Raw genomic sequence first — 24651 nt, 5'->3', positions numbered from 1 at the left:
CCCGACGTGGAGGTCACCCTCTTGATCATCTGTCTCGGCGACGCCACGGCGACTGTTCGTGAGTGGGCGGACGCCACTGATGCGGAAGTCTCGGGGCCGGCGGGCATGACGATGCTGGGCAGTCCGGCTTCCGCCGACGGTTCCTTCTTCACTGTGCGGGTTGACGGGCTGGCGGGCTCCGGGAGCGCCATCAGCCTCGGCCTGCAAGGCGCTCGGCCGTCCAGTGCGCCGACCCTGTTGGGGCGCACGTGGGCGGGCGCGGTCTGGATTGGTGCGGACCTGGCCGCTTATGCCGTGGACCTGCGTTCCGGCCGGGTGACGGAAAGCAATTTCGAGTCGCCGTTCATGGAATTCTTCGTCTCGCGAAAGCTGGACGTGCTCGCGGTTGTCCACGAATCGGGAATGCGCTGCTTCAACAATGACGGCTCCGAGCGATGGAGGGCCGACACCGATCTCATCGAGGACCTGCGGTGGTCCGAAGAGGCAGTGACCGTCGAGCAGTTGGGCCGGCACCCAGTGGTGATTTCTCTGGCGGACGGCATCGGCGTCACGGATGAGTGACTCGGAGGAGCAAGCTCTGCGAGATCTGGTCGGCGGCCGCATCGAGCGGATCGGGCTCTGGCGCGCCGACGATGCACTGTCCGGCGGCGAGCTCGCCGGGGTCGTGGACGTCGATCACGGCATCGTGGTCTCGATCACGGCGGGTGAGCTTGCGCTGGCCTGGCGGATCGACGGCTACTACGAATATCTCAGCGTTGTCGGTGATCCCGCCGCCAGCCCGGCTGCCCGGGTAGGTCGACTGGTCGACGTTTCCCACAGCCGGCCCTGGCGCGTGCTGATCGGCGCGACCGTCACGGGTGTGGGCACAGCCACGGCTGAGGCCGAGGACGGCAGCAAGCTGCTGTGGTCGGTCCGGCTGGAGACCGACACCGGGCACAGCCTGACGGTCGCGCTCGGCGAGACCGAGGACGGCGCGGTCGAGTATCGGCCCAGCAACCTCGTTGCCGTTTTCGACCGCCGGGTCGCCGAGGCCTATGCCATCGAGCCCGGTGGCGAGAGCGCCTGGGGCACCGACTTCGGCTGAGGCGGGCAGGTCCAGCGACACGGGAGCCATCGGAGCTGGGCTGCTCCGATGGCTCCCGTCGTCGAGCTTGGTGGTGGGACGGTCAGTGGGCGGTGGCGACCGCCGGGTTCGGGTCCTCGACCGGGAGCTGCCATGGGCGGACCACCAGCAGCAGCACCACGTTCGCGGCGAGCATGCCGCCGGCGATCACCAGGGCCATGCCGACCGCGCCGGTGCCGAGGACGCCGACCAGCGGGGCAGCCAGGGCACCCACGCCGAACTGGACCGCGCCGAGCAGGGCCGCCGCCGTGCCCGCGGCCTCGCCGTGGCGGGACAGGGCCAGCGCCGGGGCGTTGGGCAGGGCCAGGCCGGCTGCGGCCAGGACCAGCCACAGCGGGACCAGCACGCCGGGCAGGCCGCCGAAGCCGGTGGCCGCGAAGAGCAGCAGGACCAGGCCGGCGATCGCGCCGCCGGCCAGGGAGCTGATCAGGATCTGCGACGGGGTCCAGCGGCGCAGCAGCCGGACGTTGAGCTGGGTGGCGGTGATCAGGCCGACCGCGCCCGCGCCGAAGACGTAGCCGAACTCCTGCTCGTTCAGGCCGTACTGCTCCTGGAAGACGAACGAGGAGCCGGAGACGTACGCGAACAGCGCCGCCATCGCGAGCCCGGCCACCAGGATCAGCCCCAGGTAGGCCCGGTCGCCGAAGAGCCGGCCGTAGTCACGCAGGGTGCCCACCACGCCGCCGTTGCGGCGTCGCTCGGCGGGCAGCGTCTCGGGCAGCGCCAGCGCGGTCACCGTGAGCATCGCGATGCCGAACAGGGCCAGCACCACGAAGACGCCCCGCCAGGACGTCCAGTTCAGGGTGATGCCGCCCAGCGTCGGGGCCAGGATCGGCGCGGCGCCCATGACCAGCATCAGGCGGGAGAGCAGCTTGGCGGCGGCGAGACCGGTGAACAGGTCACGCACGATCGCCATGGCGACGACCGCGGCCGCCGCGGCGCCCAGGCCCTGCAGGACCCGCAGCGTGCCGAGCAGCGCCAGGTTGGGCGCGATGACGCAGAGGACCGAGGCCAGGATGTGCACGGCGACGCCGGCCAGCAGCGGCGCGCGGCGCCCGACGGCGTCGGAGACCGGGCCGATCAGCAGCTGGCCCAGGGCCAGGCCGGCCAGGGTGCCGGTGAGGGTCAGCTGGACCGCGGCGGTGGTGGTCTGCAGGTCGTCGGTGATCGTCGGCAGCGACGGCAGATACATGTCGATGGTGAGCGGGCCGAGGGCGATGAGGAAGCCGAGCACCAGCACGAGCTGCAGCCGCTCGCGCGGGGACATGAGCTCCCCGGGCGTCTGCGCCGTCGGCGGTGCTGCGAGGCGTTCGGGCGCCTGGGTCATGAAAGTGGATCCCATCTCGTCGTCCGGTCGGTCGCTGTCCAGCGTCCGACACAGGTATGACAAGTTCGGGCCTCCGGCGGGGATTCCCCGGGCAGCAATTTGGTGCCGCCCGTCACAGTCAAAAAGAAATTGTGGGAAAGGCCCGGCGCGGCTACCGAAGAATGGTAATTCGGTTGACGCGCCGGGCCCGGTGCCGACTATCGGAGGATCAGAACGGCGTCAGCACGATGCCGGCCTGCCGCGGGTCGCCGGCGTGCACCAGCGACTCCTGGTTCTGCACGTCGTCGAAGGCGAAGCCGTACGCCTTACCGTCCACCATCTGCTCGTGGATGATCCGCGAGTAGTGGTTGGTCAGCGTGCCCTTGTAGAAGTCCGCCGCGGTCCCGCCGGGCTGGGTGTCCAGCGTGCCGAGCGTGCTGCGGTGCAGCGCCGCGCACAGCGTCCGGGCGATCGGCCCGACGACCTGGTCGTTCGGCGCGCCCAGGGCCCCGTCGCAGCCCCACACGTTGGCCGTCGAGGGCTTGGTGAAGGAGGCCACCGTCCGGCCGGTGGTGTCGGTGAAGTTCATGACGTTGCCGGAGGTGCGGCCGAGGAACTTGGTGTCCGGGCGGTCGCCGAACGGCACCACGGTCAGCGTCCGGCCGGCGTACGCGTTCCACGCCGACGTGATGTACGGGTCCAGGTACGTCGCACTGAACTGTCCGCCGTCAGCCGCCTTGCCCGGGGCGAGCACCCGCAGCACGGTCCCGTCGGCCCGGGTGTAGACGGTCTTCTCGAAGCCCGGCTGAGCCTTGATCCGGTCGATGACCCGCTGCCGCCCGCCGGCCTTGAGCTCGCCGGTCTTGCTGGTCACCCCGTTGCCGCCCTGCACCGAGACGATGTGCGGCACGGCGAACATGTCCACCTGTGAGCTGTTGAGCCACAGGCCGGAGTCGTTGAGCGTGAACTCGCTCCAGTCGAACAGGATGTCCTTGTTGGGGTCGGCGCCGGCCCACGGCGCGGGCTGGACCAGGCCGTCGGTGCTGAGCCGGAAGTCGAGCTTCCTGCCGAAGGACATGTAGAGCCGGCCGGAGAGGTTCTTCGGCATCTTGATGGTGGTGCTGGCGCCGTTGGCCGGTCCGGGGATCGACACGTCGGGGGCCGGCACCGGGGTGGGCTGGCCGCCGGTCCAGTTGGTGAAGGCGCCGGCGCCGTTGACGTAGCCGAGCTTGCCGGTGCTCAGGTTGACGCCGAGCAGGTAGAGGTACACCGCGTCGGAGCGGCCGGTGTTGTTGGTGACCGTGACCGGCAGCAGGTTCGAGGCCGGCGGCGGTGCCGGGTTGCCGGTCGGGGCCGTGGTGGGCGCCGTGGTCGGCGGCCGGGTCGTGGGTGCGGTCGTCGGCGGCCGCGTGGTGGGCGCCACGGTGGGGTTTCTCGTGGTCGGCGCGGCCGTGGGGGCGGTCGGGCCGCCGCCGCAGGGCTGGCCGTTGAGCAGGCAGTTCAGCGGCGTGCCGCCCGCGCCGACCATGCCGAAGGAGACCTTGGCGCCGGCCGCGACGGTGCCGTTCCAGGCCCGGTTGGTGAAGGCCCGGTGGCTGCCGGCGGCGACCATCTCGGCGTCCCAGAAGCTGCCGATCGTGGCGCCGGCGGGCAGGTCGAACTCGACCTTCCAGGAGGTCATCGCCGACGAGCCGCCGTTCGTGATGGTGACGTCACCCTGCCAGCCGGAGCCCCAGTCGGACGTCTTGGTGAAGGCCGCGGTCGCCGCGGCGGCGGACGCCGGCAGGGCGATCCAGGTCGTCCCCGCGGCCGCGAGCACGGCGGCCACGGAGAGGATGAGTGTTCGTTTGCGGCGCATGGGGGACTGCCTCCGGAGGGGGATGTGCGGGGATGCGCCTAATTATTAGGACTCCTAACTGCGGATCCGTTAATTAAGAACGTCATTAAAGTTTTTCTAACGGAAGCCGCACACAAAGAGTCGCCCGCCGATCGCGGACAGCGCGATCGACGGGCGATAACAGTTATTCGCTATGCGCGACGCCACTTCTGGTTCGCGCCGCCGGTGCAGTCCCAGAGGATGAGCCGGGCGCCGTCGTTGGCGTTCCAGGCGTCGATGTCGATGCACTTGTTGGCCTGCGGGTTGACCAGGTCGCCGGCCGCCGACAGGACGAACTGCTGCGCCGGGTTGCCGCTGCAGGTGACGATCTGGATCACCGCCCCGTTGGCCGTCGAGCCCCAGGCGACGTCCATGCACTTGTTGTTGGAGGTCTGCAGCGTGCCGTTGACGAAGTTCCACTTCTGCGCCGCGGTGTTGTTGCAGGTCCACATCTGCAGCCCCACGCCGTCGGCGAAGTTGGCGTTCGGCACGTCGATGCACTTGCTGTTCAGGTTGCTGATCAGCGAGTTGCCCCCGCTGCCGCCGCCGCTCGTGGTGAGCGACAGGCCGTAGACGCCGAGGATCTCGTTGACCGGCTGGAACCACATGGTGCCGCCGGACGAGCAGTTACCGCTGCCGCCGGAGGTCACGCCCTGGGCCTGGTTGCCGGAGATCCACGAGCCGCCGGAGTCGCCCGGCTCGGCGCAGGCGTTGCTGCGGGACAGACCGGACACGGCGCCCTGGGAGTAGACGATGGTCTCGTTGCGGCCCAGGATCGTGCCGCAGCGCCAGCCGGTGGTGCGGCCCGAGCGGCAGACCGAGCTGCCGATCGCGGCGTCCTGCGAGCCGGCCACCAGCACGTTGCCGCCGGCGTAGTTGTTGACCCACGGCTGCGGGGTCCAGTTGCCGTTGGTCCGGACCCACGCGTAGTCGTTGCCGGGGAAGGAGGAGCCGGCGAAGGTGCCCTGCGCGACGTTGTTGTTGCCCAGGGTCGGGCTGTTCACGCCGCCGCAGTGCCCGGCGGTGACGAAACCGCCCGCGACCGAGAAGCCCACGGAGCACAGCGTGTTGCCGTTGATCACGTACTGGTCGCCGCCGCGGATGTCGTACATCGGCTTGGGGGCCTCGGCCGACTCGACGACGGTGACCGCCCCGGCTCCGCTGCTCTCGGCGAAGGCGCGGGCGGCAGCCGCCTTGCCCGGGGCCGCGGTCACCACGACCTTGTTGGCCGCGACGTCGACGTACCAGCCGCGTACCACCGTGTTCTTGATCTTTGCCGCGTTCTTGTCGAGCTTGCGGCGGGAGGCGGTCAGGTCGGCATCGCTGTGGGCGACGACCTTCGGGGTCGCGCCGGCCGCGCGGACCGCGTCCGCGGCCGCAGGGTCGGTGACCGCCACGGTCAGCCGGGAACCGCCCGCGGGGATCCAGGCGCCGCCGAAGCTCGCGCCGAGCCGGGTGCGCAGCTGCTTCTCGACCACCGGGGCGCCGGCCTCGGTGGCGAGCCGGGCCGCGATCTGGTCATCGGTCAGCCGCAGATCGCGGCGCATGGCGGCGACCATGCCGGGGGCCATGTCGAATGTGGCGGCCGCGGTGGGTGCGGCCGGCGCGGGTGTGTCGGCGGCATAGCTCGTGGCCGGTAGCAGGCCGAGAACGGTGAGCGCCGCGGTGGCGACGCCCAGGGAACGGACAGCACGGGACATGGGGGATCCTTCCGCTGAGCTGGGGGAACTCCGGGGAACGGAGAGCGCTCTCTGAATCGGAGTCTGTCGATTTGTTAACGAAGTGTCAAGAAACATCGATGATCGTTGTCCATCGATGTCATCGCGTCGCGCCACGGCGCCTGGCGCCGGAACGTGCTAGCTTTGTCGAGTTGCCGTTCCGATTTCTCATATTTGCCAGAGCCTGGTGGGTATCCGAACCCACTGGGCTTTTGTCGTATGAGTCCGGTTTCCTGATCCTCTACGGGCGGCGACGGAGTTCGCGAGGTGCGGGCTCCCTGTGGTTTCGAAAGGGTTCAGCATGGCTGTCGGCACAGTGAAGTGGTTCAACGCGGACAAGGGCTTCGGCTTCATCACCCAGGACGGCGGTGCGCCGGACGTGTTCGCCCACTTCTCCGCCATCGCCTCTGACGGGTACCGCACCCTCGAGGAGAACCAGCGGGTCGAGTTCGACATCGAGCAGGGCCAGAAGGGCCTGCAGGCGGCGAACATCCGTCCCATCTGACGTACGTCACGAGGGCCGTGCCAGCCGCGTTACCGCGGCTGGCGCGGCCCTCGGTCGTTCCCCCCGGCTCGACTCCCCGGCTCCACTATTGCTATGAAACGAGATCTGTGAAGACCTACTCCGGAGCCCCTTACGCGGCCGCGACCCACAGCGCCCTGCAGCGGCGACTGCTGCGTAACGCCTCATTCCCGCCGCGCACGGTGCAGCAGGACGCCCTGAAGATGGGCCCTGTGCCGATGGTTCCGGAGGTCCACCTCTTCCTCGCCGAGGACTCCGTGCTGCTCTGGGCCCGGCTCGAGGCCGAGGACGGCGGCCCGCTGCCCGCGCCGTACTGGGCCACCCCGTGGCCGGGCGGTCAGGCCCTGGCCCGGTACGTCCTGGACAACCCGGAGGTCGTCGCCGGCCGCCGCGTCCTCGACCTCGCGTCCGGCTCCGGCCTGGTCGCCATCGCCGCCGCGATCGCCGGTGCCGCCGAGGTGACCGCCAACGACACGGACGGCTACGCCATCGCCGCGATCCAGGCGAACGCCAACGCCAACGGCGTGCAGCTCGCCACCGTGGCCGACGACCTGACCGACGGTGACGGTGACGACTTCGAGGTGATCCTCGCCGGGGACTGCCTCTACACCGCCGAGGTCGCGGCCAAGATGCTGCCCTTCATCGGCCGCGCGATGCAGCGGGGCGCGACCGTGCTGCTCGGCGACCCCGGCCGCGGCTACGCGCCGCCCGGGCTGCTGCGCACCCTCACCACCTACGAGTCGGCCCCCCTGGTCTCCGGCGAGGACGGCCAGCGCGACCGCACGAGCGTGCTCACCCCGGTGGCTGTGGCACTCACCAGCTGACGGTCCTCGCGGTTTCCCGGTCGGACGTGCAAGGCTGAACGCTGACACGCGTGCGACCGGGGGTTGCTGGATGATCGTGGGGTACAAGTCGTGGGCATGATCAAGGTGGTCGGGCTCGTCCTGCACCCGCGGCGGGACTGCGGTGCCGCCATCGACGCCATCGTCAGCTGGGCCACGTCGCGGGACGTCACCGTGCTCGGCCTGCACGACGAGATCAACCGGATCGACTGCGACGCCGTCGCGGTCGACGCCGAGGAGATGGTCGAGCGCGCCGGACTGCTGGTCAGCCTGGGTGGCGACGGCACCATGCTGCGCACGATGCGCCTGGTCGAGGGGCGCAAGACGCCCGTCCTCGGGGTCAACGTGGGCCGGCTGGGCTTCCTCGCCGAGGTCGATCTGCCGGACCTGCCGGGCGCCCTGTCCTCGATCGACGAGCACCGGTTCACCATCGAGCCCCGTACGGCCGTGCGCACGGTGCTGCCCGGCGGCGAGGAAGTCTCCGCCTTCAACGACATCGCGCTGGTCCGGGTGCCCGGCTACGGCCTGGCCCACGTCGGCATCAACGTCGAGGGCAGCAGCTTCGTCCGGTACGCGGCCGACGCCGTGATCGTCGCCACACCGACCGGCTCGACCGCGTACAGCTTCTCGGCGGGCGGCCCGATCGTCTCGCCCAACGTCGAGGGCCTGCTGGTCTCCGCGGCCGCCGCGCATTCCTCGTTCAACCGCTCGCTGGTGCTCTCCCCCGACGAGCAGCTCGAGCTGGACGTGCTGGCGACCAGCGGCCGGCTGGCCATCGAGGTCGACGGCATCATCCAGGGCTACGCCGAGGCCGGCCAGCGGCTCGCCATCATCCCGGTGCCCGGCGCCGCCCAGGTCATCCGCTTCGGCCAGACCTCGTTCTACGAGCGGGCCCGGCGCAAGCTGCGGGTCGAGGGCAGCGCCCAGGTCGGCTCCGGTGACGTCACCGATGCGACGGTCGTGGACAGCTTCGAGCAGTCCCGCTACGAGATCCTGCTCGGCGGGGAGCTGGCCGGGGTCCTGCACTACCGCCGCCACAGCGGGCAGGTCGAGCTCGCGCACACCGAGATCGACCAGGCCTTCGAGGGCCGTGGGCTGGCCGGCCGGCTGGCCTCGGCCGCGCTGGAGGACGCCCGTGGCCGGTCCACGCCGGTCGTGGTGACCTGCCCCTTCGTCGCCGGTTACGTGGAACGGCACCCCGAGTACAACGATCTGCTCGTCGCGAGAGGAAACCCCGGATGAACAAGCCTGTCTGTACCCACCTCGACCAGGTCCAGGACGTCAAGCCGTCCGGCGACGGCTGCGTGGAGTGCCTCGCCGAGGGCGGCCGCTGGGTGCACCTGCGGGTCTGCATGACCTGCGGGCACGTCGGCTGCTGCGACTCGTCGCCCGGCAAGCACGCCACCGCCCACTTCCACGCCACCGGTGAACCGATCGTGCAGTCGTACGAGCCGGGGGAGAACTGGATGTGGTGCTACCAGGACAACGTGGCCTTCGAGGTCGCGGACGCCCCCTCGTTCACGCATCCCTGAGGACTGACGCATGGGCCACCCCGCCATCCTGACCGTCGACGACGATGCCTCGGTGTCCCGGGCGATCGCCCGGGACCTGCGCCGCCGCTACGGCGAGGCGTACCGGATCATCCGCGCCGCCTCCGCCGCCGAGGCCCTCGAGGCGCTCAAGGAGATCAAGCTCCGCGGCGGCCGGGTGGCCGTGATCCTGGCCGACTACCGGATGCCGCAGATGAACGGCATCGAGTTCCTCGAGCAGGCGATGGACCTGTTCCCGAACGCCCGGCGCGCCCTGCTGACCGCGTACGCGGACACCGACGCCGCGATCCAGGCGATCAACGTGGTCGACGTCGACCACTACCTGCTCAAGCCCTGGGACCCGCCGGAGGAGAAGCTCTACCCGGTCCTCGACGCGCTGCTGGACGCCTGGCAGGCCACCGGGGACCGCGAGGTCGAGGACATCCGGGTGGTCGGGCACCGGTGGAGTGAGCCGTCATACCAGATCCGGGACTTCCTGGCGCGCAACCTGGTGCCGTACAAGTGGCTCGCCGCGGACGACCCGGAGGGCCGCCGCCTGCTGGAGGCCGCCGGGGTCGGCCCCGAGTCGATCCCGCTGGTGGTGACCGCGGACGGCCGGGCGATGGCGCAGCCGAGCAACTCGGAGGTGGCCGAGGCGGTCGGGCTGTCGACGGCGCCGGAGCGTGACTTCTACGACCTGATCATCGTGGGCGGCGGGCCGGCCGGGCTCGGTGCGGCCGTCTACGGCGCCTCCGAGGGTCTCAAGACGCTGCTGGTGGAGCGGCAGGCGGTCGGCGGGCAGGCGGGGCAGAGCTCCCGCATCGAGAACTACCTCGGCTTCCCCGACGGCATCTCCGGCGCGCAGCTCACCGACCGGGCCCGCCGGCAGGCCGGCAAGTTCGAGGCCGAGGTGCTCAACACCCGCGAGGTGGTCGGGCTGCGCACCGACGGCTCGGCCCGCACGCTGCACTTCGCCGACGGCGGGGAGATCTCCGCGCACTCGATCGTGCTGGCCACCGGCGTCGCGTACCGGCCGCTGGTCGCCGAGGGCGTCGCCGAGCTGACCGGCTCCGGCGTCTACTACGGCTCCGCGGCCACCGAGGGGCCGTCCTGCGCGGGCAGCGACGTCTACATCATCGGCGGGGCGAATTCCGCCGGTCAGGCGGCGCTCTTCTTCGCCCGGTACGCCCGCAGCGTCACCCTGCTCGTGCGCGGCGACTCCCTCGAGGCGTCGATGTCGTACTACCTGATCCAACAGCTCAACAAGATCGAGAACGTGCACGTCCGGACCCGGTGCGAGGTGGTCGGCGCCCAGGGCAACGGGCACCTGCAGGCGATCACCATCTGTGACAGCAAGAACAACACGGTGACCAGCGTCGAGTGCGGCTACCTGTTCGTCTTCATCGGCGCCGAGCCGCGCACGGACTGGCTCGGCGGCGCCGTCGCCCGCGACGAGAAGGGCTTCGTCTACACGGGCCCGGATCTGCTCACAAATGGCACCCGTCCGGCGGGATGGGATCGGGACCGGGATCCGTTCTACCTGGAGTGCAGTGTTCCCGGCATCTTCGCCGCCGGCGACGTCCGGGCCAACTCGGTGAAACGGGTGGCCTCGGCGGTCGGCGAGGGCGCGATGGCCGTCACGCTGGTCCATCGTTACCTGGAGGCACAGTAGATGTCCGCGCCCAGTGAGAGCGGCAGGCTCACACCTGCCGAGTTGAGGACCTTGTTCCTGTTCGAGAAGCTGACGGACGGGCAGCTGGGCTGGATCGCCGACCACGGCTGGGTCCAGCACGTGGCCGCCGGGGACCTGGTGATCGAGGAGGGCACGCCCGCCGGTCACTTCTTCGTCCTGCTCAGCGGCACGGTCGCGCTGACCCGCCGGGTCGGGCAGGACGACGTGCAGACCATCCGTACGGAGCAGCGCGGCGTGTACATGGGGGCCACCCAGGCGTACATCCGTGACGAAGGTCTCGAGCGCAAGTACATGGCCTCCATGCGGGCGCTCGACGACTCCGACTTCTTCGTGCTCACCGCCGCGGACTTCGGCTGGATGATGCGCGAGTGGTTCCCGATGGCCATCCACCTGCTCGAAGGCCTCACCCTGGGCATGCGCAGCACCCAGGCGGCGATCTCCGAACGGCAGCGGCTGGTCGCCCTCGGCGCGCTCTCCGCGGGCCTGATGCACGAGCTGAACAATCCCGCCGCAGCGGCGTCCCGGGCCACCGGCGCGCTGCGTCAGCGGGTCGCCGGCATGCGGCACAAGCTGGGCATGCTCGCCGCCGGCAAGGTCGCCCCGGAGCGGCTGGACGCGCTGGTGGAGCTCCAGGAGGACGTCATCGAGCGGGCCGCGAAGGCCCCCACGCTGACCGCCATGCAGGCCGCCGACCGGGAGGACGAGCTCGGCGACTGGATGGAGGAGCACAACGTCACCGGCGGCTGGGACCTGGCACCGGTCTTCGCCCAGGGCGGCCTCGACATCGAGTGCCTCGAGCTGATCAAGGCCAAGGTCGTCGAGCCGGGCCTGCTCGACCAGGCGATCCACTGGATCGGGTACGCGCTGGAGACCGAGCAGCTGATGAGCGACATCGAGGACGCGACCGGCCGGGTCTCCTCCCTGGTGGCCTCGGCCAAGCAGTACTCCCAGCTGGACCGGGCCGCGCACCAGTGGATCGACGTGCACACCGGGCTGGACAGCACCCTGGTCATGCTCGGCCACAAGATCGGCGACGGCGTCAAGGTGGTCAAGGACTACGACCGCAGCCTGCCCCAGGTGCCCGCGCACCCGGCCGAGCTCAACCAGGTCTGGACCAACATCATCGACAACGCGGTGCAGGCCATGCACGGCGCCGGCACGCTGACCATCCGCACGTACCGCGAGGACGACCACGTCGTCGTGTCGATCGGCGACACCGGGCCGGGCGTGCCCGAGGAGCTGCGCAAGCGGGTCTTCGAGCCGTTCTTCACCACGAAGGCGGTCGGCGAGGGCACCGGGCTGGGCCTGGACATCTCGTACCGGATCGTGGTCAACGGGCACGGCGGCGACATCGTCCTGCAGTCGCAGCCTGGTGACACCAAGTTCCTGGTCAGCCTGCCGTTGGCCGAGCAGGCGTCCCGTTAATGAGATGAGCCGCGAGCTCCGGCTCCCTATGATCAGGCCCAGCGGTGGGCGGCTCCCCGCGGTGCTTCCTTCTCCACGACTCTTAATCGCAATCTAGCGTCGCGACTCTCCGCCCACCGCTTCCGCATGTCCCGGGGGAGGGTCGGACCATGGATTCACTCGCAGTCGTACTGCTGCGCCGTACCGCCAAGGTCGCGGTCTCCGCGGCCGGGCCCGCCACGACCGACGGCGCGGCCTGGGCCCGCGCCCTGGAGGCCGACCTCGCCGAGCGGGGCTGGCTGCTGCATCACGAGCTGCGGTCCGCCGCCGCGCGCCTGCCGCACCCGCTGCGGGTGCAGTGGGCGGATTGGCTGCTGGCCACGGTGGAGGAGATGGTCGGCGCCGACCGCACCATGATCCCGCTGTACCGCTCGTTCCCGGACACCCCGCGTGACACCGACGCGGTCTTCGTCCGCCGGCTGCTGACCCACCTGCTCGCCGTGCCCGGCGCGCCCTGCGTGCTCTGCGGCCGCGACCAGGGCGGCGAGCCGCTGGACCCGTGCGGGCACCCGGTGTGCCGGGCCTGCTTCTCGCCCGAGCAGTTCAGCGCGTGCCCGATCTGCGGCCGCCGGCCCGCGGCCGGCACGCCCTACCTGCCGATGGTCGCGCCGCGCGGGCGCCGTCCGGCCGGACCCCCGATCCAGGTACGGCTGCTGCGCCTCGAAACGGACCCGGCCGGCGCTGCGACAACGCTGCGCGACGAACTCGTGGCCCGGCCCGCGGCGCTGGGTGAGGCGGATCGGGCTGACCTCGCGGTGCTGGTCGCCACTGCCCCGACGGAGCTCGACTGGCTGCCCGAGACGGTGCCCGCGCGGGAGACGCTGGCCCTGGTCCTGGCGTGGGCGCTGCACGCGAGCGCGCTCACCGAGGCGTACCCGGCTGTGCCGGCCGAGGTGCGGCGGCGCTGGCAGACGGCCACCGATGCGGGGCGGACGCTGTGGGCGTACTCCGGGGGAGACCCGGGACTGATCCTGCCCGCGCGGGCCGACGGGCCGTCCGCGCCGGGAGAGGCCTGGCGGCCGGTGGACGAGCCGGCCACGCCTGTGCCGGTCACCCGGGTTCGGGCCCTGCCGCGGGCGCTGCGACGGGTGGTGCTCGCGCACCTGGACGCGTGCGGGGCGGGGGCGGCGGCCGAGGATCTGCGGCGGCATGCTGCGGTGTGGAAGCGGCTCGGGGAGCGGCTGCACCCGTACGAGCGGGTGGCGGCCCACCCGGGCGCGGCGGTGGCGTTCGCGGCGCTGCGCGAGACGCGGACGGCGCGGGATTCCGCGCTCGGCGCGGCCATCGTGGCTGCTTGCGCTGCGGACCCGCGCCGCCTGGTCCTGACCGAGCATGACGACGGTACGGTCACCGTCCGCGTCCGCTCCCATGCGGCGCTGGTGGAGCAGGCGTTCGCCGAGGGTGACGTCGGCCGGGCGGCGCGGCTGCTCAGCGAACGTCCGGGTGAGCTGTGGCGGCGGGTGGATCAGCTGCTGCGGGCGTCCGGGCCGGATGGGCACGGGGCGCTGACGGACGTGCTGCGGGACAGCGCGGGGCGGGTTTCGCCGGGTGTGCTGGCTGCGGCGGCCGCCGAGCTGCACGGGCGGGACGAGACGGTGGCGGCGACCCCGGAGCAGCTGGCGGCGGTGGCTGCGGCCCGGGCTGCGGGTGTGGTGCGTGCTCGCGGTGCGGCCTACACGACCGCCACGGCCGCCGCTCCGACCGCAGCCTCGGCCGAGGCGGCGGGGAACGGCTTGGGGCGGGCGCTTCAGGCTGCTCTCGGAGCTGTCATCGGCCGATCCGCCGCGGACGGCGGACGACGCCCGGACGCGGGTGCCGCGCGCCGGCCCGGCGACGCCGCGCCGGTCCCCGACGGTGGCGCCGCCCCCGACAGCAGCGCGGCCACCGAGAGCAGCGCGGCCACCGAGAGCAGCGCGGCAACCGATGGTGGCGCGGCCGTTGACGGTGGCGCGGCGTCTGGCGCGGGCTTCGGCCCCGGCACGGCGCCCGAGGCGGGTAATGAGTCTGGCGGGGACGCCGGTTCGGATGCGGCCTTCGCAGCGCCGGAAGCCGGGGACTCGCCTGGGGGCGGTGCCGCCGGGGTTGTCGGTGGGCGGCCCGGGCCGGGGATGCCGCGGCGCGTCTTCTTCCCGCGGGGCAGCACCGTCACCACGTGGACGGAGCCCGAGCGCCGCGAGCCTCTGCCCGCCGCAGCGATCGCCGCCGTGCGTACCGTCGTCGATGATGAGCTGGCCCGCCGGGCCGCGTCCCTCGATCGTTTCGACGTGGCGGTGATCGACGCCGCCCTGGCGCGGGTTCCCGCGCCGATGCGGGAGCGGGCCGCCTCGGCCCAGTTCGCGGGCTGGCCGCGCGGCAGCATCCGCGCGCTGCCCGGCGCCTCGGTGCTGCGGTTGTTCCTGCACTGGGAGGACACCGAAGAGTCCCGGGTCGACCTCGACCTGTCCTGTGCGTTCTTCGACGCCGACTGGCGGCGGCTGGGGCACTGCGACTACACGGAGCTGCGGTTCGCCGACGATGCCGCCGTGCATTCCGGTGATCTCACCTCGGCGCCTGCTCCGCTGGGGGCCACCGAGTTCCTCGATCTGCGGCTGTCGCCGCTCACCGACCGGGGGGTGCGCTACGCGGTTCCGGTGGTGCTCAGCTACAACGCTGTGCCGTTCGAGCTGCTCACCGAGGCTTTCGCCGGGCTGATGCTGCCGCTCGACGGTGGCGCGCAGTTCGATGCCGCCCGGGTCGAGCAGCGGTTCGACCTCCGTGGGGATGCGCGGATGCTGCTGCCGATGGTGCTCGACCTCGTCGACCGGCAGCTGCTGTGGACCGATCTCAGCCTGCCGGGGCGCGGCTACGGCCACAGCGTCGGCCGGCACGGCGATCAGCTGGCGCGGGCCGCCGCGGACCAGTGGGAGCACTTCGCCGGCGGCAACCGGGCGACCCTGCTCGATCTCCTCGCGTGGCAGGCGGCCGGCCGGGCGGACCGGGTGCTCGTCGCCCACGCGGACGGGACCTGCACCGAGGTTGCGCCCACCGTCGCGGCGGTTCGTGCTGCCGCCGCGGCGGGCACCGGAGCGCTGGCCGCGGTGGATGGGGTGGAGGGTCGTACCGTGCTGGCCGCGACCACCGACGGGGAGGCGCTGGATCGGCTCGTCCCGGTCCGGGTCGCCGCGGGCTCTGTGGCCCTCACGGTCACCGGCCGGCCGGCCGAGCCTTGGACGCAGCTGCACGCCCCCGAGGCGATGGGTCAGCTCGCCGCTCCCCAGTAGACGAAGCCGTCGGCGCCCCCGCAGTTGCGGGAGCGCCGACGGCCGGCGTTCGTCAGTTCTCGAGCAGCCCGTGCACGTAGGCCGCCTGGCCCACGTGCTGGGTGTCGTCGTTCAGGATGCTCACCAGGCGCACGCCCAGCGTCACCGGCGGATCCCAGGACTCGTCCACCACCCGGTCCAGGTCGCCGTCCGTGAGGCCGGCGAGGTAGGACTGCGTGCGTTCGTGCACCGCCTGGTAGTACTCCACCAGCACCGCGGCGCTCTCCGGCCGGACGGCCAGGACCTGGGCTGCCGTGTGCGCGTAGCCGTTGTCGTCCGGGTCCGGCTTCAGGCCGAAGCGCGGGGCCCGGTCGCCCGTCACCCAGATCTGGTCCTGGCCGGTCAGTTCGGCGAGGTAGCCGTCCTGGATCCGGGTGAGGTGCCAGACCAGCCAGGCGACCGTGTTGGCCCCCTCGGCCGGGGGCGTCCGCAACTGCTCGGGGCTCAGCCCGTCGACGGCCGACCGTACGAGCTCGGGAAGCCGGTCGAAGGCCTCGATGAGCAGATCTCTGCTGTGCACTGACGCCCTCCGCGGTGCTACTCGGTCGCGCCCTGGTCCGGGGCGACGTCCTGGTTCGGCTGTTGCTGTTGCTGCTGGTCCTGCTCGCCGGTGCCGTCCGGGGTGGTCGGCTCCGTGCCGGTGTCCGCCGGCCCGGTCGTCGGGGCCGTGGTCGGCTCCGTCGTGGTGTCCGTCGGGGTCGCGGTCGGCTCTGTCGTCGCCGTGGGCTCCGGGTCACCGGTCGCATCCGTCGCCGGCTGCTCGCTCGGCGCGACCGACGGGCCCGGTGCGGGCCGGTTGTTCGACGAGTTGTTGCCGACGGCGTTGCCCAAGCTGGTGCCGGTGGTGTCGGTGACGCCGACCTTGGTGGACAGGGGCTCCCCGAAGGCCTTCTCGGACATCCAGATCGCACCCATGGCGAGCACGAACACCGCGCCGGCGAGCATCGCCGCCCGTCCCCAACGGACCTGCCGCTTGCGGGCCGGCTCCGGGACCGTGTGCGAGGGCAGGTCCTCCTCGGTCGCCGCGGCGACCTCAGGGGTGCCCACCGCGGCGGGTGCCTTGACGAACGTGGGCGCGATCGTGCTGAGACGCTTGGCGCCCCTGTTCAAGGACCTCTGGTAGATCTCCGTCCCGATCGAGCCGACGACACTGGCGACCGCAGCACCGGCGAGGGTGCCGGCGACTCCCAGGAAGGAGCCGATCACTGCCGCGGTGACTGCCGCGAGTGTGCCCGCGATGACTTTGGTGATCTCGATGCCGGACCAGATGCGGTCCGGTGCGTGCTCGCTCATGTCCTCCTCGCATCGAACTGCTGTAAGCGGGCAAAACGTCAATGTTTACCGATGCGCTCGCCGCTAAACCAACCCCTCTCGGCGAGCACCTCCCGCAGCGGCCGGATGATCAGCCCTTGCTCGTCGGCGAGGCGCTGTCTGGCCAGCTTGCGGGTGCGCAGGATGCCGATCAGGCCGATCGCGCCGATCGCATACTGCACCGACATCGCGACCTTGAAATCCGCGATGCCGTACGTGGCCTGTCCGCCGGTGCGCGCGTCCAGTATCAGGCCGACGAGCAGGATCGACACCAGCGAGGCGACGAAGCCGCCCACGTTGACGATGCCGGTGGCGGTGCCGAGCCTGTTCGGCGGGTTGAACGTGCGGGCGAACTCGAAGCCGATCATCGAGCCGGGCCCGCCCAGGCCGAGCGCGAGCACCAGCACCACCAGCACGGCCAGCGGCGCCCGCCCCGGCCAGGCGATGATCAGGCCCCAGCCCAGCGCGTTGGCCGCGATCACGCCCAGCACCAGCCACGAGCGGCGCAGCGGATGCCGCTGCACCAGCACCCCGACGACCGGACCGGCGGCCATGCCGGTCAGCACGAACACGGTCAGCAGCACGCTGGCCGTGCCCCGCGACAACCCCTCCCCGGCCACCAGGAACGGATAGCCCCAGATCAACGCGAAGACCGTGCCGGGGAACTGGGTGGTGAAGTGGGTCCACAACCCGAGCCGGGTGCCCGGATGCCGCCACGCGCTCGCCAGGTCGCTGCCGAGCTGGCGCAGCGTGAGCGCCTCACCCGAGCTGACCCGGCGCTGCGGGCTGTCGTGCAGCGCAACCAGCGCGACGACCGCCACGAAGATCCCGGCGGCGGCCGCCGAGATGAACGCGGTGGTCCAGCCCGGACCGGCCAGCAGGGCCGCCAGCGGTACGGCGCTGAGCACCTGCCCCAGCTGCCCGACGAGGCCGGTCAGCTGGGTCACCACGGGCACCCGCCGGCCGGGGAACCATTGCGGCACCAGGCGCAGCACGCTGATGAAGGTCATCGCGTCGCCGGCCCCGACCAGCACCCGGGCAATGACCGCCCCGGTGATCCCGTCGGAGAACGCCATCAGCGCCTGGCCGGCCGCCATGATGACGGCGCCGCCGACCACCAGCCGCAACGAGCCGAACCGGTCCAGCAGCACCCCCACCGGCACCTGCAGGCCGGCGTAGACCAGCAGCTGCAGGACGGCGAACGAGGCCAGCGTGCCGGCGCCGATGTCGAAACGGACCTGCGCGTCCAGCCCGGCGACGCCGAGGGACGTGCGGTGCAGAACCGCGACCACGTAGGCCGACAGCCCCACGGCCCATACCGCCCAGGCCCGGGCACCGCCCAGCATGACAACAACTCCATCCGATCGCGTGCCCCCACCCTTTCTCCGAGGGCGGGGGTACGACAACGATCCGGGTCACAAAAGGGACGTGGGACCCGTCACGCCACTCGACCGGGTGGTTCCGCGGCGTCAGCCGAGCAGCGCCGGCGCCGGGGTGAGATGGGCGGTGAGCCAGCCGACCGTCTCCCGCAGATACTCCGCGCGGGAGGTGCGGTGCTGCAGCTCGTGACCCTCGCCGGGGAAGAGCAGGTACTTGTGCGGGACGCCGCGCTCGGCCAGGGCCGCCGCCACCTGCTCGGCCTCGATCACCGGCACGTTGCTGTCGTTCTCACCGTGCACGATCATCAGCGGCGTCCTGAGCTTGTCGATGTGCGTGATCGGGGACAGGTCGCGCAGCAGCTCCGCGTCGGCCACCGGGTCGCCGTACTTCGACACCGCCGCCGCTGCGATCCACGGCTCGGTGTGCTCGTAGAAGGTCGCGAAGTTCGACATGCCGCACACGTCGATGCCCACGGCGAACATCGACGGGTACGTCGTCAGCGCCGCCAGCGTCAGGTAACCGCCGTACGAGCGGCCCATGCAGCCGACCCGCGCCGGATCCGCCACGCCCTGCTCGACCAGGTAGCCCACGCAGGCCGCGACGTCGCCGATCGCGGCGTAACGCAGGGAGCCGTTGTCGGCGTTGACGAAGCTGCGGCCGAAGCCGGACGAGCCGCGTACGTTGGGCGCGAAGACCGCGATGCCGCGGTCCACCAGCGACTGGAACAGCGGGCCGTGACCCGGGCGTTCCTGCGCCTCCGGGCCGCCGTGCAACCACAGCACCGTCGGGTGCGGGCCCGCCCCGGCCGGCCGGAAGAGCCAGCCGCTGATCTCCAGGCCGTCGTGCGAGGCGAAGCGGTGCAGCACCGGCCGGACCGCGTCCGGCGCCGGCTCCTCGATCGAGACCGGGTGCAGTTCGCCGTCGTACGTCCACACGCCGTGCGGCTGGCCCGGGCCCTCGGCGGTGAACGCCAGGGTGCTGCCGTCGAAGCACCAGGAGACCCCGGAGGCCACGGTCCCGGGCAGCTCGACCTTCGTCGTGTCGCCACCGCGCAGCACGGTCAGCTCGGACTCGCCGCCGCGGACGTTCCAGAGCACCGCGATCGCCCGGCCGTCCGCGGTCAGCGCGAACGACTCGACCTCGGCGGTCTCCGACGACGCCAGGATCTCCGCCTTGCCGTCGGCCACCCGGATCAGCACCGGGAGCTCGCCGGCGTCGCTGCGGGCGTACACCGCGCCGTCGGGGCCGAAGCAGGCGTGCTCGCCGCTAGTCACGTACTCCTCGACGCCGGTCGCCAGGTCGCGCACCACGATGTAGCGGCCGCTGCGCGGGCCGTGGCGCAGCAGCGCCCGGCTGCGGTCGGGGGAGACGTCGAAGAGCGTCACCAGCTCGCCGGTGGTGATGACCTCGCGGGTGCCGTGCTCGGCGTCCACCAGCAGGGTGGTCTCGAGGTTTTCGGTGACCGCGAGCAGCGGGCGCCCGGGCAGCCAGCGCACGTTGTCCGCGCTGTCCGCGCCGAAGCCGGCCACCTGGTGCAGCGCCGAGCCGTCCGGGCGGACCAGCCACACCTCGGTGCGCGGCGCGCCGCCGGGAGCGATCAGGCAGGCGAGCCACCCGCCGCCGGTGGACCACTGCACCGAGACGACGGGGTGCTCACCCGTGTCCACGAGGAAGGTCAGGTCGCTGCCGACCGGCTGCACCCACACCTTGGGCGAGCCGCTGCGGTCGGAGACGTACGCGGCGTGCCGGCCGTCGGGCGACAGCGCCCCCGACCAGCTGCCGGACACTTCCGAAGGAAGGGTTCCCGACTGCCGATTCAGCCACCCCACGGGCAGCACGGTGACGTCGACACGGTTCAGCTGACCGGTCATACGGGTCCTCCCTCGGTTTGCTAGATCCCCTTGTCCTGCAACCACATCTCGAGCAGCGCCAGCTGCCACAACTGGTTCGCCCCGAGCGTCGTACGAGCAGTGTTCGGGTCGGCCAGCAGCGCGTCAACGTACTCCTGTCGGAACAGTCCGCGCGCGCGGGCCGCCGGTGCGTGCAGCGCGTCGCGGACCAGCTCCAGCATCGGCCCTTCCAGGTGCCGGATCCCGGGAACCGGGAAGTAGCCCTTGGTCCGGTCGATCACCTCGTCCGGCACCACGCCGCGGGCCGCGTCCTTGAGTACGCCCTTGCCGCCCTGGGCCAATTTGAGCTCGGGCGGGCAGGCTGCGGCAAGCTCCACGAGCTCGTGGTCGAGGAACGGCACGCGCGCCTCCAGCCCCCACGCCATGGTCATGTTGTCGACCCGCTTGACCGGATCGTCGACGAGCATGACCTGGGAGTCCAGCCGCAACGCCGCGTCGACACTCGTGGTGGCGCCGGGCCGGGCGAAGCTCGCCGCGACGAACTCGCGGCTGACGTCGGTGTCGAGCAGCCACTCGGGGGAGAGCTGGCGGGCCAGCTCAGCGTACGGCCGGTCGAAGAACTCCCGGGCGTACGCGTCCACGGCCTGCTCGCGCGGCACGTCCTTCAGCGGCGGGTACCAGCTGTAGCCGGCCAGGATCTCGTCCGCGCCCTGCCCCGACTGCACGACCTTGACCTGCTGCGAGACGTCCTCGCTGAGCAGGTTGAAGGCGATGCAGTCGTGGCTGACCATGGGCTCGCTCATCGCGGCGACCGTGCGCGCCACCGCGGGCAGGAAGCGGTCCTTACCGATCCGGATCTGGTGGTGCGTGGTGTCGAACTGCTTGGCGATGATGTCGGAGTAGGCGAACTCGTCGCCGCTCTCGCCGGCCGCCGACTCGAAGCCGATGCTGAAGGTGGTCAGCCCGCGCTGCCCCTGCTCGGCCAGCAGCGCCACGATGTAGCTGGAGTCGAGCCCGCCGGAGAGCAGCACGCCGACCGGCACGTCGGCGACCATCCGGCGTTCGACGGCGGTGCGCAGCGACTCGTGGATCGCCTCGGCCCACTCGGCCCGCGACTTGATCAGCGTGCGGGTGTGGTCGGCCTCCCAGTAGACGCGCTCGACCGACGTGCCGTCCGCCTCGATGATCCGGACCGTGGCCGGGGGCAGCTTGCGGATGCCGCTGACCATCGTGCGGGGCGCCGGCACAACCGAGTGGAAGGTCATGTAGTGCTGCAGGGCCACCTTGTCGATCGAGGTGTCGACGTCGCCGGCGGCCAGCAGGGCCGGCAGGGTGGACGCGAAGCGCAGCCGGCCGGGGGTCTCGGCCAGGTACATCGGCTTGATGCCGAGGCGGTCCCGGGCCAGCATGACCCGGCCGGTGGCGTGCTCGGCGATGGCGAAGGCGAACATGCCGAGGAAGTGCTGCACGCAGTCGGCGCCCCAGCGGTGGTACGCCTTGAGGATCACCTCGGTGTCGGAGGTGGACACGAAGGTGTAGCCGTAGCCGCGCAGCTCGTCGCGCAGCTGCTGGTAGTTGTAGATGCAGCCGTTGAAGACCAGGGTCAGGCCGAGCTGGGAGTCGGTCATCGGCTGGGAGCCGGCCTCGGAGAGGTCGATGATCTTGAGCCGGCGGTGCCCGAACGCGATCGGGCCGCGCTGCCAGAGGCCCTCGCCGTCGGGCCCGCGGGACTGCAGGCACGGCATCATCCGCCGGACGGCGTCGCCGTCCGCTGCCTGGGCGTCGTACCGCAGTTCGCCGCCGATTCCACACATGGCCTGAACCTCCTTGGGGGCAGTAGGAGGCGCACCCAAGATTGACCAGGGTGTGCTGCTCCCGTTTCGATTGTGTATCGCGCCAGTAACGCTCTTATCCGAAGAGCCAGCCTTACCCGAACAGCCAGGTGTCCTTGGAGCCGCCGCCGCGCGACGAGTTGACGATCATGCTGCCGGCGGGCGCGACCCGGGTCAGCGCGGCCGGCGCGACCACCGACTGGCTGCCGGTGAAGACGAACGCGCGCAGGTCGACGTGGCGCGGGGCGAGCTGCTGGCCGTCGAAGACCGGGTGGGTGGAAAGGTCGACGACCTCCTGGGCCACCCAGCGGTGCGGCGCGGTGCGGATCTGCCGGCGGACGGCGGCGATGTCCTCGGGCGAGGCGTGCGGGCCGATCACGATCCGGTCGCCGCCGTAGCCGTCGACCGGCTTGCAGACCAGCTCCTCCAGCCGGCCGAGCACCTGCTCACGCTGCTCGGGGATGCCGCACAGGTACGTCGGCACGTCCGCCAGCAGCGGCTTCTCGCCCAGGTAGTACTCGATCAGCCGGGGCACGTACGCGTACACGGCCTTGTCGTCGCCGATGCCGTTGCCCAGCGCGTTGGCCAGCACCACGGTGTCCGCGTGCAGGGCGGTGACCAGGCTCGGGCCCAGCGGCATGCCGTTCGCGCCGGGCGAGTGCACCAGGCTGTCCTCGCCCATCCGCAGGTAGATCACGTCGACCGGATACTTGCGGCCGTTGCGGACCCGGTGCACCCGGCCCTCGTCGACCACCAGCTCGGTGCTGCGGACCAGCGGGACGCCCATCTCCTCGGCCAGCATCCGGTGCTCGAACCAGGCCGAGTCGTCCGGGCCCTGGCTGAGTACCACCACCGCGGGGTTGTCGCCCGCCGCCGGGCCGGCCGCGTCGAGCAGGGCCCGCAGCAGCAACCGCGGGGTCTCCTCGATGCTGAGCAGGTCGTCGGGGCGGGGCAGTTCCGGCAGCACGCTCTCGGTGAGCCGGCGGTTCTGCATCGCGTACCCGATGCCGGAGGGCACCCGCAGGTTGTCCTCCAGCACGCACCAGTTGCCCTCGCCGTCGCGGACCAGGTCCACGCCGGCCACCTGGGCCCGGACGCCCGGCCGGCTGACCAGGGCGCCGCTGGGGCGCAGCTCCGGGGAGCCGTCGATGACCCAGTCCGGCACGATGCCGTCCTTGACCACCACGCGGTCGGTGTAGACGTCGTTGACGAACGCGTCCAGCGCGCGGACCCGCTGGACCAGGCCGAGCCGCAGCTCCCGCCAGTCGGCCGCGGGCACCAGGCGGGGCACCAGGTCGAACGGGAAGAGCCGGGTCGCCGCCTCGCCGGCCACGCTGAAGGTGATGCCGCGGGCGCGCTGCTCGTCGTCCTTGGCGTCCTCGCGGCGGCGCAGCCCGGCCGGGCCGAGCGCGCTGAGCACGTTGACGATCCCCTGGTAGTCCGGCATGACGTCGCCGTTGGGGAACGCCTCGTCGCCGGCCGCCGAGTACGGGGTGAGCCCGGCCGGGACGGTCTGCCCGTCCGGGCCGATGCCGGTCGCGCCGCCCCGGGTGTCGGCGATGACCAGGTCGACCACGTCGGAGATGCGGCCGCGGCGGGTCATCGCGCGGCGCTGACGGGCCGCGGAGCTGCCCCGGCTGAGCGCCTGCACGGACAGGTCGAACACCTGCTCCCAGTCGCCGAGCTCCTCCAGCTGGGGCCGTAGCTCCGCGATGAGCCGCTCGACGGCGACCGCCGCGGGCACCGGTACGGGCGAGCGGGGCAGGTCGAGCAGGTCGCCCTCCAGGCCGGACCGGGCGGCCCGCCACATCGCGGCGCGGTGCAGCGGTGGCCGGATCACCTCGATCGGCCGGCCCGCGCGGTAGTCCTGCCGGGCCCGCAGCACGAGCCCGCGGAACAGGCCGGCCAGCAGCACCACGGTGTCGGCGTCCGGGCTGGAGTCGGTGACCCGCAGCTCCACGGTCGGCAGGTGGGCCGAGGGCCGGACGTCGAAGTAGACCATCTTCGGGTCGGTGATCGTGCCCGAGGCGATCAGGTCGGCCACCAGGGCGTCGTGGTCGGCGGCCGAGGTCACCACGCCGCTGTCGCCGGCGGTCGGCCAGCGCAGCCAGACCAGCGAGCGGACGCTGGCGTAGCCGCTGTCCTCACCCATCCAGTACGGGGAGCTGGCGGAGAGCCCGAGCAGCACCGGGAGGGCCGGGGCGACCCGCTGGGCGATCGACACCGCCTCGTCGCGGTCGGGGATGCCGACGTGCACCTGGGCGCCGCAGATGAGCTGCTCCCGGGCCAGCATCTGGTATTCGTCGAGCATCCGGCGGTACCGCGAGGTGGGGGTGACCGGCAGGGAGTCGAGGTCGACCAGCGGGACCGTGCCCGCGGCGACCAGGCCGAGGCCGAGCGACTCGGCGACACCGATGGCCCGGCGGCGCAGCGACACGATCCCGTCGCGCAGCTCGTCCAGCGTGGCCGCCACCGGGGTGTTGGTCTCCACCACCGACCGGTGCAGCTCGGCCGAGAAATGCGCCTCGTCGAGCTGGTCGAGCACCTCCGGGGCCCGGGGCACGAGCTCCCGGGTCTTGAGGTCGACGACGTGCAACTCCTCCTCGACACCGAGGGTGAGCTCGGTGCCGGTGCTGCTGTCCGCCTCCTTGGCGCCGTCGTCCTCCGAGACCCTGAGTGACTCCGTCATGCCTGCGACCGCCTATGTCCTCGTCCGTTGTCCGGAGCCTTGCCAGCTCATGTACCGAACCTGTGACGTGCCCATTTCCGGCGCCGACCAAGCATGACGATCCTGACACCCCGATGCTCGCCCGCCCACGCCCCGATGCTCGCAAGCCCGGCCCGGCGTGCGCGTTCGTGCTCGCGGCTGCGCGAAAAACCGGTTCACTGAGCCCGAGCGCGCTTG

Annotated in this window: 18 protein-coding genes; 9 read left to right on the top strand and 9 right to left on the bottom strand. The window is 71.8% G+C overall.

Annotated elements, in window-relative coordinates; genetic code table 11:
- Positions 1-6 precede the first annotated feature (6 nt).
- Together ACQP2Y_RS36650 and ACQP2Y_RS36645 are read left to right on the top strand one after the other, a co-directional pair.
- Positions 7-561, top strand: a complete 555-nt coding sequence (locus ACQP2Y_RS36650) for a hypothetical protein (protein WP_433720744.1) — start codon at positions 7-9, stop codon at positions 559-561.
- The gene (locus tag ACQP2Y_RS36645) at positions 554-1084 is read left to right on the top strand and encodes a hypothetical protein (protein WP_433720743.1); all 531 of its coding nucleotides are present in this window, start codon (positions 554-556) and stop codon (positions 1082-1084) included. The genes ACQP2Y_RS36650 and ACQP2Y_RS36645 overlap by 8 nt, the downstream gene beginning before the upstream one ends.
- An 82-nt stretch (positions 1085-1166) precedes the next feature.
- Here the strand turns inward: ACQP2Y_RS36645 and ACQP2Y_RS36640 are convergent, their stop codons facing one another.
- From ACQP2Y_RS36640 to ACQP2Y_RS36630, 3 genes are all read right to left on the bottom strand, one after another.
- The gene (locus ACQP2Y_RS36640) at positions 1167-2450 is read right to left on the bottom strand and encodes a multidrug effflux MFS transporter (protein ID WP_433720742.1); all 1284 of its coding nucleotides are present in this window, start codon (positions 2448-2450) and stop codon (positions 1167-1169) included.
- Between the two features lie 208 nt (positions 2451-2658).
- Positions 2659-4287: a beta-1,3-glucanase family protein gene (locus ACQP2Y_RS36635; RefSeq protein WP_433720741.1), complete on the bottom strand. Its 1629-nt coding sequence runs from the start codon at positions 4285-4287 to the stop codon at positions 2659-2661.
- Between the two features lie 170 nt (positions 4288-4457).
- The gene (locus tag ACQP2Y_RS36630) at positions 4458-6005 is read right to left on the bottom strand and encodes a ricin-type beta-trefoil lectin domain protein (protein ID WP_433720740.1); all 1548 of its coding nucleotides are present in this window, start codon (positions 6003-6005) and stop codon (positions 4458-4460) included.
- Positions 6006-6324: 319 nt separating this feature from the next.
- Here ACQP2Y_RS36630 and ACQP2Y_RS36625 point away from each other — a divergent pair, with 319 nt between their 5' ends.
- From ACQP2Y_RS36625 to ACQP2Y_RS36595, 7 genes are all read left to right on the top strand, one after another.
- Complete coding sequence (locus ACQP2Y_RS36625; RefSeq protein WP_023561244.1) at positions 6325-6528, top strand: cold-shock protein; 204 nt, start codon at positions 6325-6327, stop codon at positions 6526-6528.
- A 107-nt stretch (positions 6529-6635) separates the two neighbouring features.
- Entirely contained in the window at positions 6636-7370 is a 735-nt protein-coding gene (locus ACQP2Y_RS36620) for a class I SAM-dependent methyltransferase (RefSeq protein WP_433720739.1), read from the top strand.
- 96 nt (positions 7371-7466) lie between these two features.
- Positions 7467-8630: an NAD(+)/NADH kinase gene (locus ACQP2Y_RS36615; RefSeq protein WP_433720737.1), complete on the top strand. Its 1164-nt coding sequence runs from the start codon at positions 7467-7469 to the stop codon at positions 8628-8630.
- Positions 8627-8920 (top strand): UBP-type zinc finger domain-containing protein, encoded by a 294-nt coding sequence (locus tag ACQP2Y_RS36610; protein WP_433720736.1) that lies wholly within the window; start codon positions 8627-8629, stop codon positions 8918-8920. The genes ACQP2Y_RS36615 and ACQP2Y_RS36610 overlap by 4 nt, the downstream gene beginning before the upstream one ends.
- 10 nt (positions 8921-8930) lie before the next feature.
- A complete protein-coding gene (locus ACQP2Y_RS36605) occupies positions 8931-10589 on the top strand; it encodes an FAD-dependent oxidoreductase (RefSeq protein ID WP_433720735.1) in 1659 nt (552 codons plus the stop codon).
- Positions 10590-12035: an ATP-binding protein gene (locus ACQP2Y_RS36600; RefSeq protein ID WP_433720734.1), complete on the top strand. Its 1446-nt coding sequence runs from the start codon at positions 10590-10592 to the stop codon at positions 12033-12035.
- A 149-nt stretch (positions 12036-12184) separates the two neighbouring features.
- Positions 12185-15334, top strand: coding sequence for an MXAN_6230/SCO0854 family RING domain-containing protein (locus ACQP2Y_RS36595; protein ID WP_433720733.1), 3150 nt, complete (start codon positions 12185-12187; stop codon positions 15332-15334).
- 52 nt (positions 15335-15386) lie between these two features.
- Here the strand turns inward: ACQP2Y_RS36595 and ACQP2Y_RS36590 are convergent, their stop codons facing one another.
- From ACQP2Y_RS36590 to ACQP2Y_RS36565, 6 genes are all read right to left on the bottom strand, one after another.
- The gene (locus tag ACQP2Y_RS36590) at positions 15387-15893 is read right to left on the bottom strand and encodes a mycothiol transferase (protein WP_433720732.1); all 507 of its coding nucleotides are present in this window, start codon (positions 15891-15893) and stop codon (positions 15387-15389) included.
- A gap of 17 nt (positions 15894-15910) precedes the next feature.
- Positions 15911-16666: a hypothetical protein gene (locus tag ACQP2Y_RS36585; protein WP_433720731.1), complete on the bottom strand. Its 756-nt coding sequence runs from the start codon at positions 16664-16666 to the stop codon at positions 15911-15913.
- Positions 16667-16704: 38 nt separating this feature from the next.
- A complete protein-coding gene (locus ACQP2Y_RS36580) occupies positions 16705-18030 on the bottom strand; it encodes an MFS transporter (protein WP_433720730.1) in 1326 nt (441 codons plus the stop codon).
- A 123-nt stretch (positions 18031-18153) separates the two neighbouring features.
- A complete protein-coding gene (locus ACQP2Y_RS36575; protein ID WP_433720729.1) occupies positions 18154-19935 on the bottom strand; it encodes a S9 family peptidase in 1782 nt (593 codons plus the stop codon).
- Between the two features lie 20 nt (positions 19936-19955).
- On the bottom strand, positions 19956-21728 hold the full coding sequence (locus ACQP2Y_RS36570; protein WP_433720728.1) for an N-acetylglutaminylglutamine amidotransferase: 1773 nt from the start codon (positions 21726-21728) through the stop codon (positions 19956-19958).
- A gap of 112 nt (positions 21729-21840) precedes the next feature.
- Positions 21841-24435, bottom strand: a complete 2595-nt coding sequence (locus ACQP2Y_RS36565; protein WP_433720727.1) for a glutamate--cysteine ligase — start codon at positions 24433-24435, stop codon at positions 21841-21843.
- Between the last annotated feature and the right edge of the window lie 216 nt (positions 24436-24651).

Source organism: Actinoplanes sp. CA-051413, assembly GCF_050955795.1.
In the GTDB taxonomy this organism is placed as follows: Bacteria; Actinomycetota; Actinomycetes; order Mycobacteriales; family Micromonosporaceae; genus Actinoplanes.
This window is presented reverse-complemented; position numbering and strand designations above follow the sequence as displayed.

What these genes read in the sequence shown, in the direction of transcription:
- ACQP2Y_RS36610 (WP_433720736.1), top strand. Translation starts at nt 8,627, where the DNA reads ATGAACAAGCCTGTCTGTACCCACCTCGACCAGGTCCAGGACGTCAAG.
- ACQP2Y_RS36630 (WP_433720740.1), bottom strand. Translation starts at nt 6,005, where the DNA reads ATGTCCCGTGCTGTCCGTTCCCTGGGCGTCGCCACCGCGGCGCTCACC.
- ACQP2Y_RS36575 (WP_433720729.1), bottom strand. Translation starts at nt 19,935, where the DNA reads ATGACCGGTCAGCTGAACCGTGTCGACGTCACCGTGCTGCCCGTGGGG.
- ACQP2Y_RS36615 (WP_433720737.1), top strand. Translation starts at nt 7,467, where the DNA reads ATGATCAAGGTGGTCGGGCTCGTCCTGCACCCGCGGCGGGACTGCGGT.
- ACQP2Y_RS36595 (WP_433720733.1), top strand. Translation starts at nt 12,185, where the DNA reads ATGGATTCACTCGCAGTCGTACTGCTGCGCCGTACCGCCAAGGTCGCG.
- ACQP2Y_RS36640 (WP_433720742.1), bottom strand. Translation starts at nt 2,450, where the DNA reads ATGACCCAGGCGCCCGAACGCCTCGCAGCACCGCCGACGGCGCAGACG.
- ACQP2Y_RS36635 (WP_433720741.1), bottom strand. Translation starts at nt 4,287, where the DNA reads ATGCGCCGCAAACGAACACTCATCCTCTCCGTGGCCGCCGTGCTCGCG.
- ACQP2Y_RS36600 (WP_433720734.1), top strand. Translation starts at nt 10,590, where the DNA reads ATGTCCGCGCCCAGTGAGAGCGGCAGGCTCACACCTGCCGAGTTGAGG.
- ACQP2Y_RS36570 (WP_433720728.1), bottom strand. Translation starts at nt 21,728, where the DNA reads ATGTGTGGAATCGGCGGCGAACTGCGGTACGACGCCCAGGCAGCGGAC.
- ACQP2Y_RS36645 (WP_433720743.1), top strand. Translation starts at nt 554, where the DNA reads ATGAGTGACTCGGAGGAGCAAGCTCTGCGAGATCTGGTCGGCGGCCGC.
- ACQP2Y_RS36580 (WP_433720730.1), bottom strand. Translation starts at nt 18,030, where the DNA reads ATGCTGGGCGGTGCCCGGGCCTGGGCGGTATGGGCCGTGGGGCTGTCG.
- ACQP2Y_RS36585 (WP_433720731.1), bottom strand. Translation starts at nt 16,666, where the DNA reads ATGAGCGAGCACGCACCGGACCGCATCTGGTCCGGCATCGAGATCACC.
- ACQP2Y_RS36625 (WP_023561244.1), top strand. Translation starts at nt 6,325, where the DNA reads ATGGCTGTCGGCACAGTGAAGTGGTTCAACGCGGACAAGGGCTTCGGC.
- ACQP2Y_RS36565 (WP_433720727.1), bottom strand. Translation starts at nt 24,435, where the DNA reads ATGACGGAGTCACTCAGGGTCTCGGAGGACGACGGCGCCAAGGAGGCG.
- ACQP2Y_RS36605 (WP_433720735.1), top strand. Translation starts at nt 8,931, where the DNA reads ATGGGCCACCCCGCCATCCTGACCGTCGACGACGATGCCTCGGTGTCC.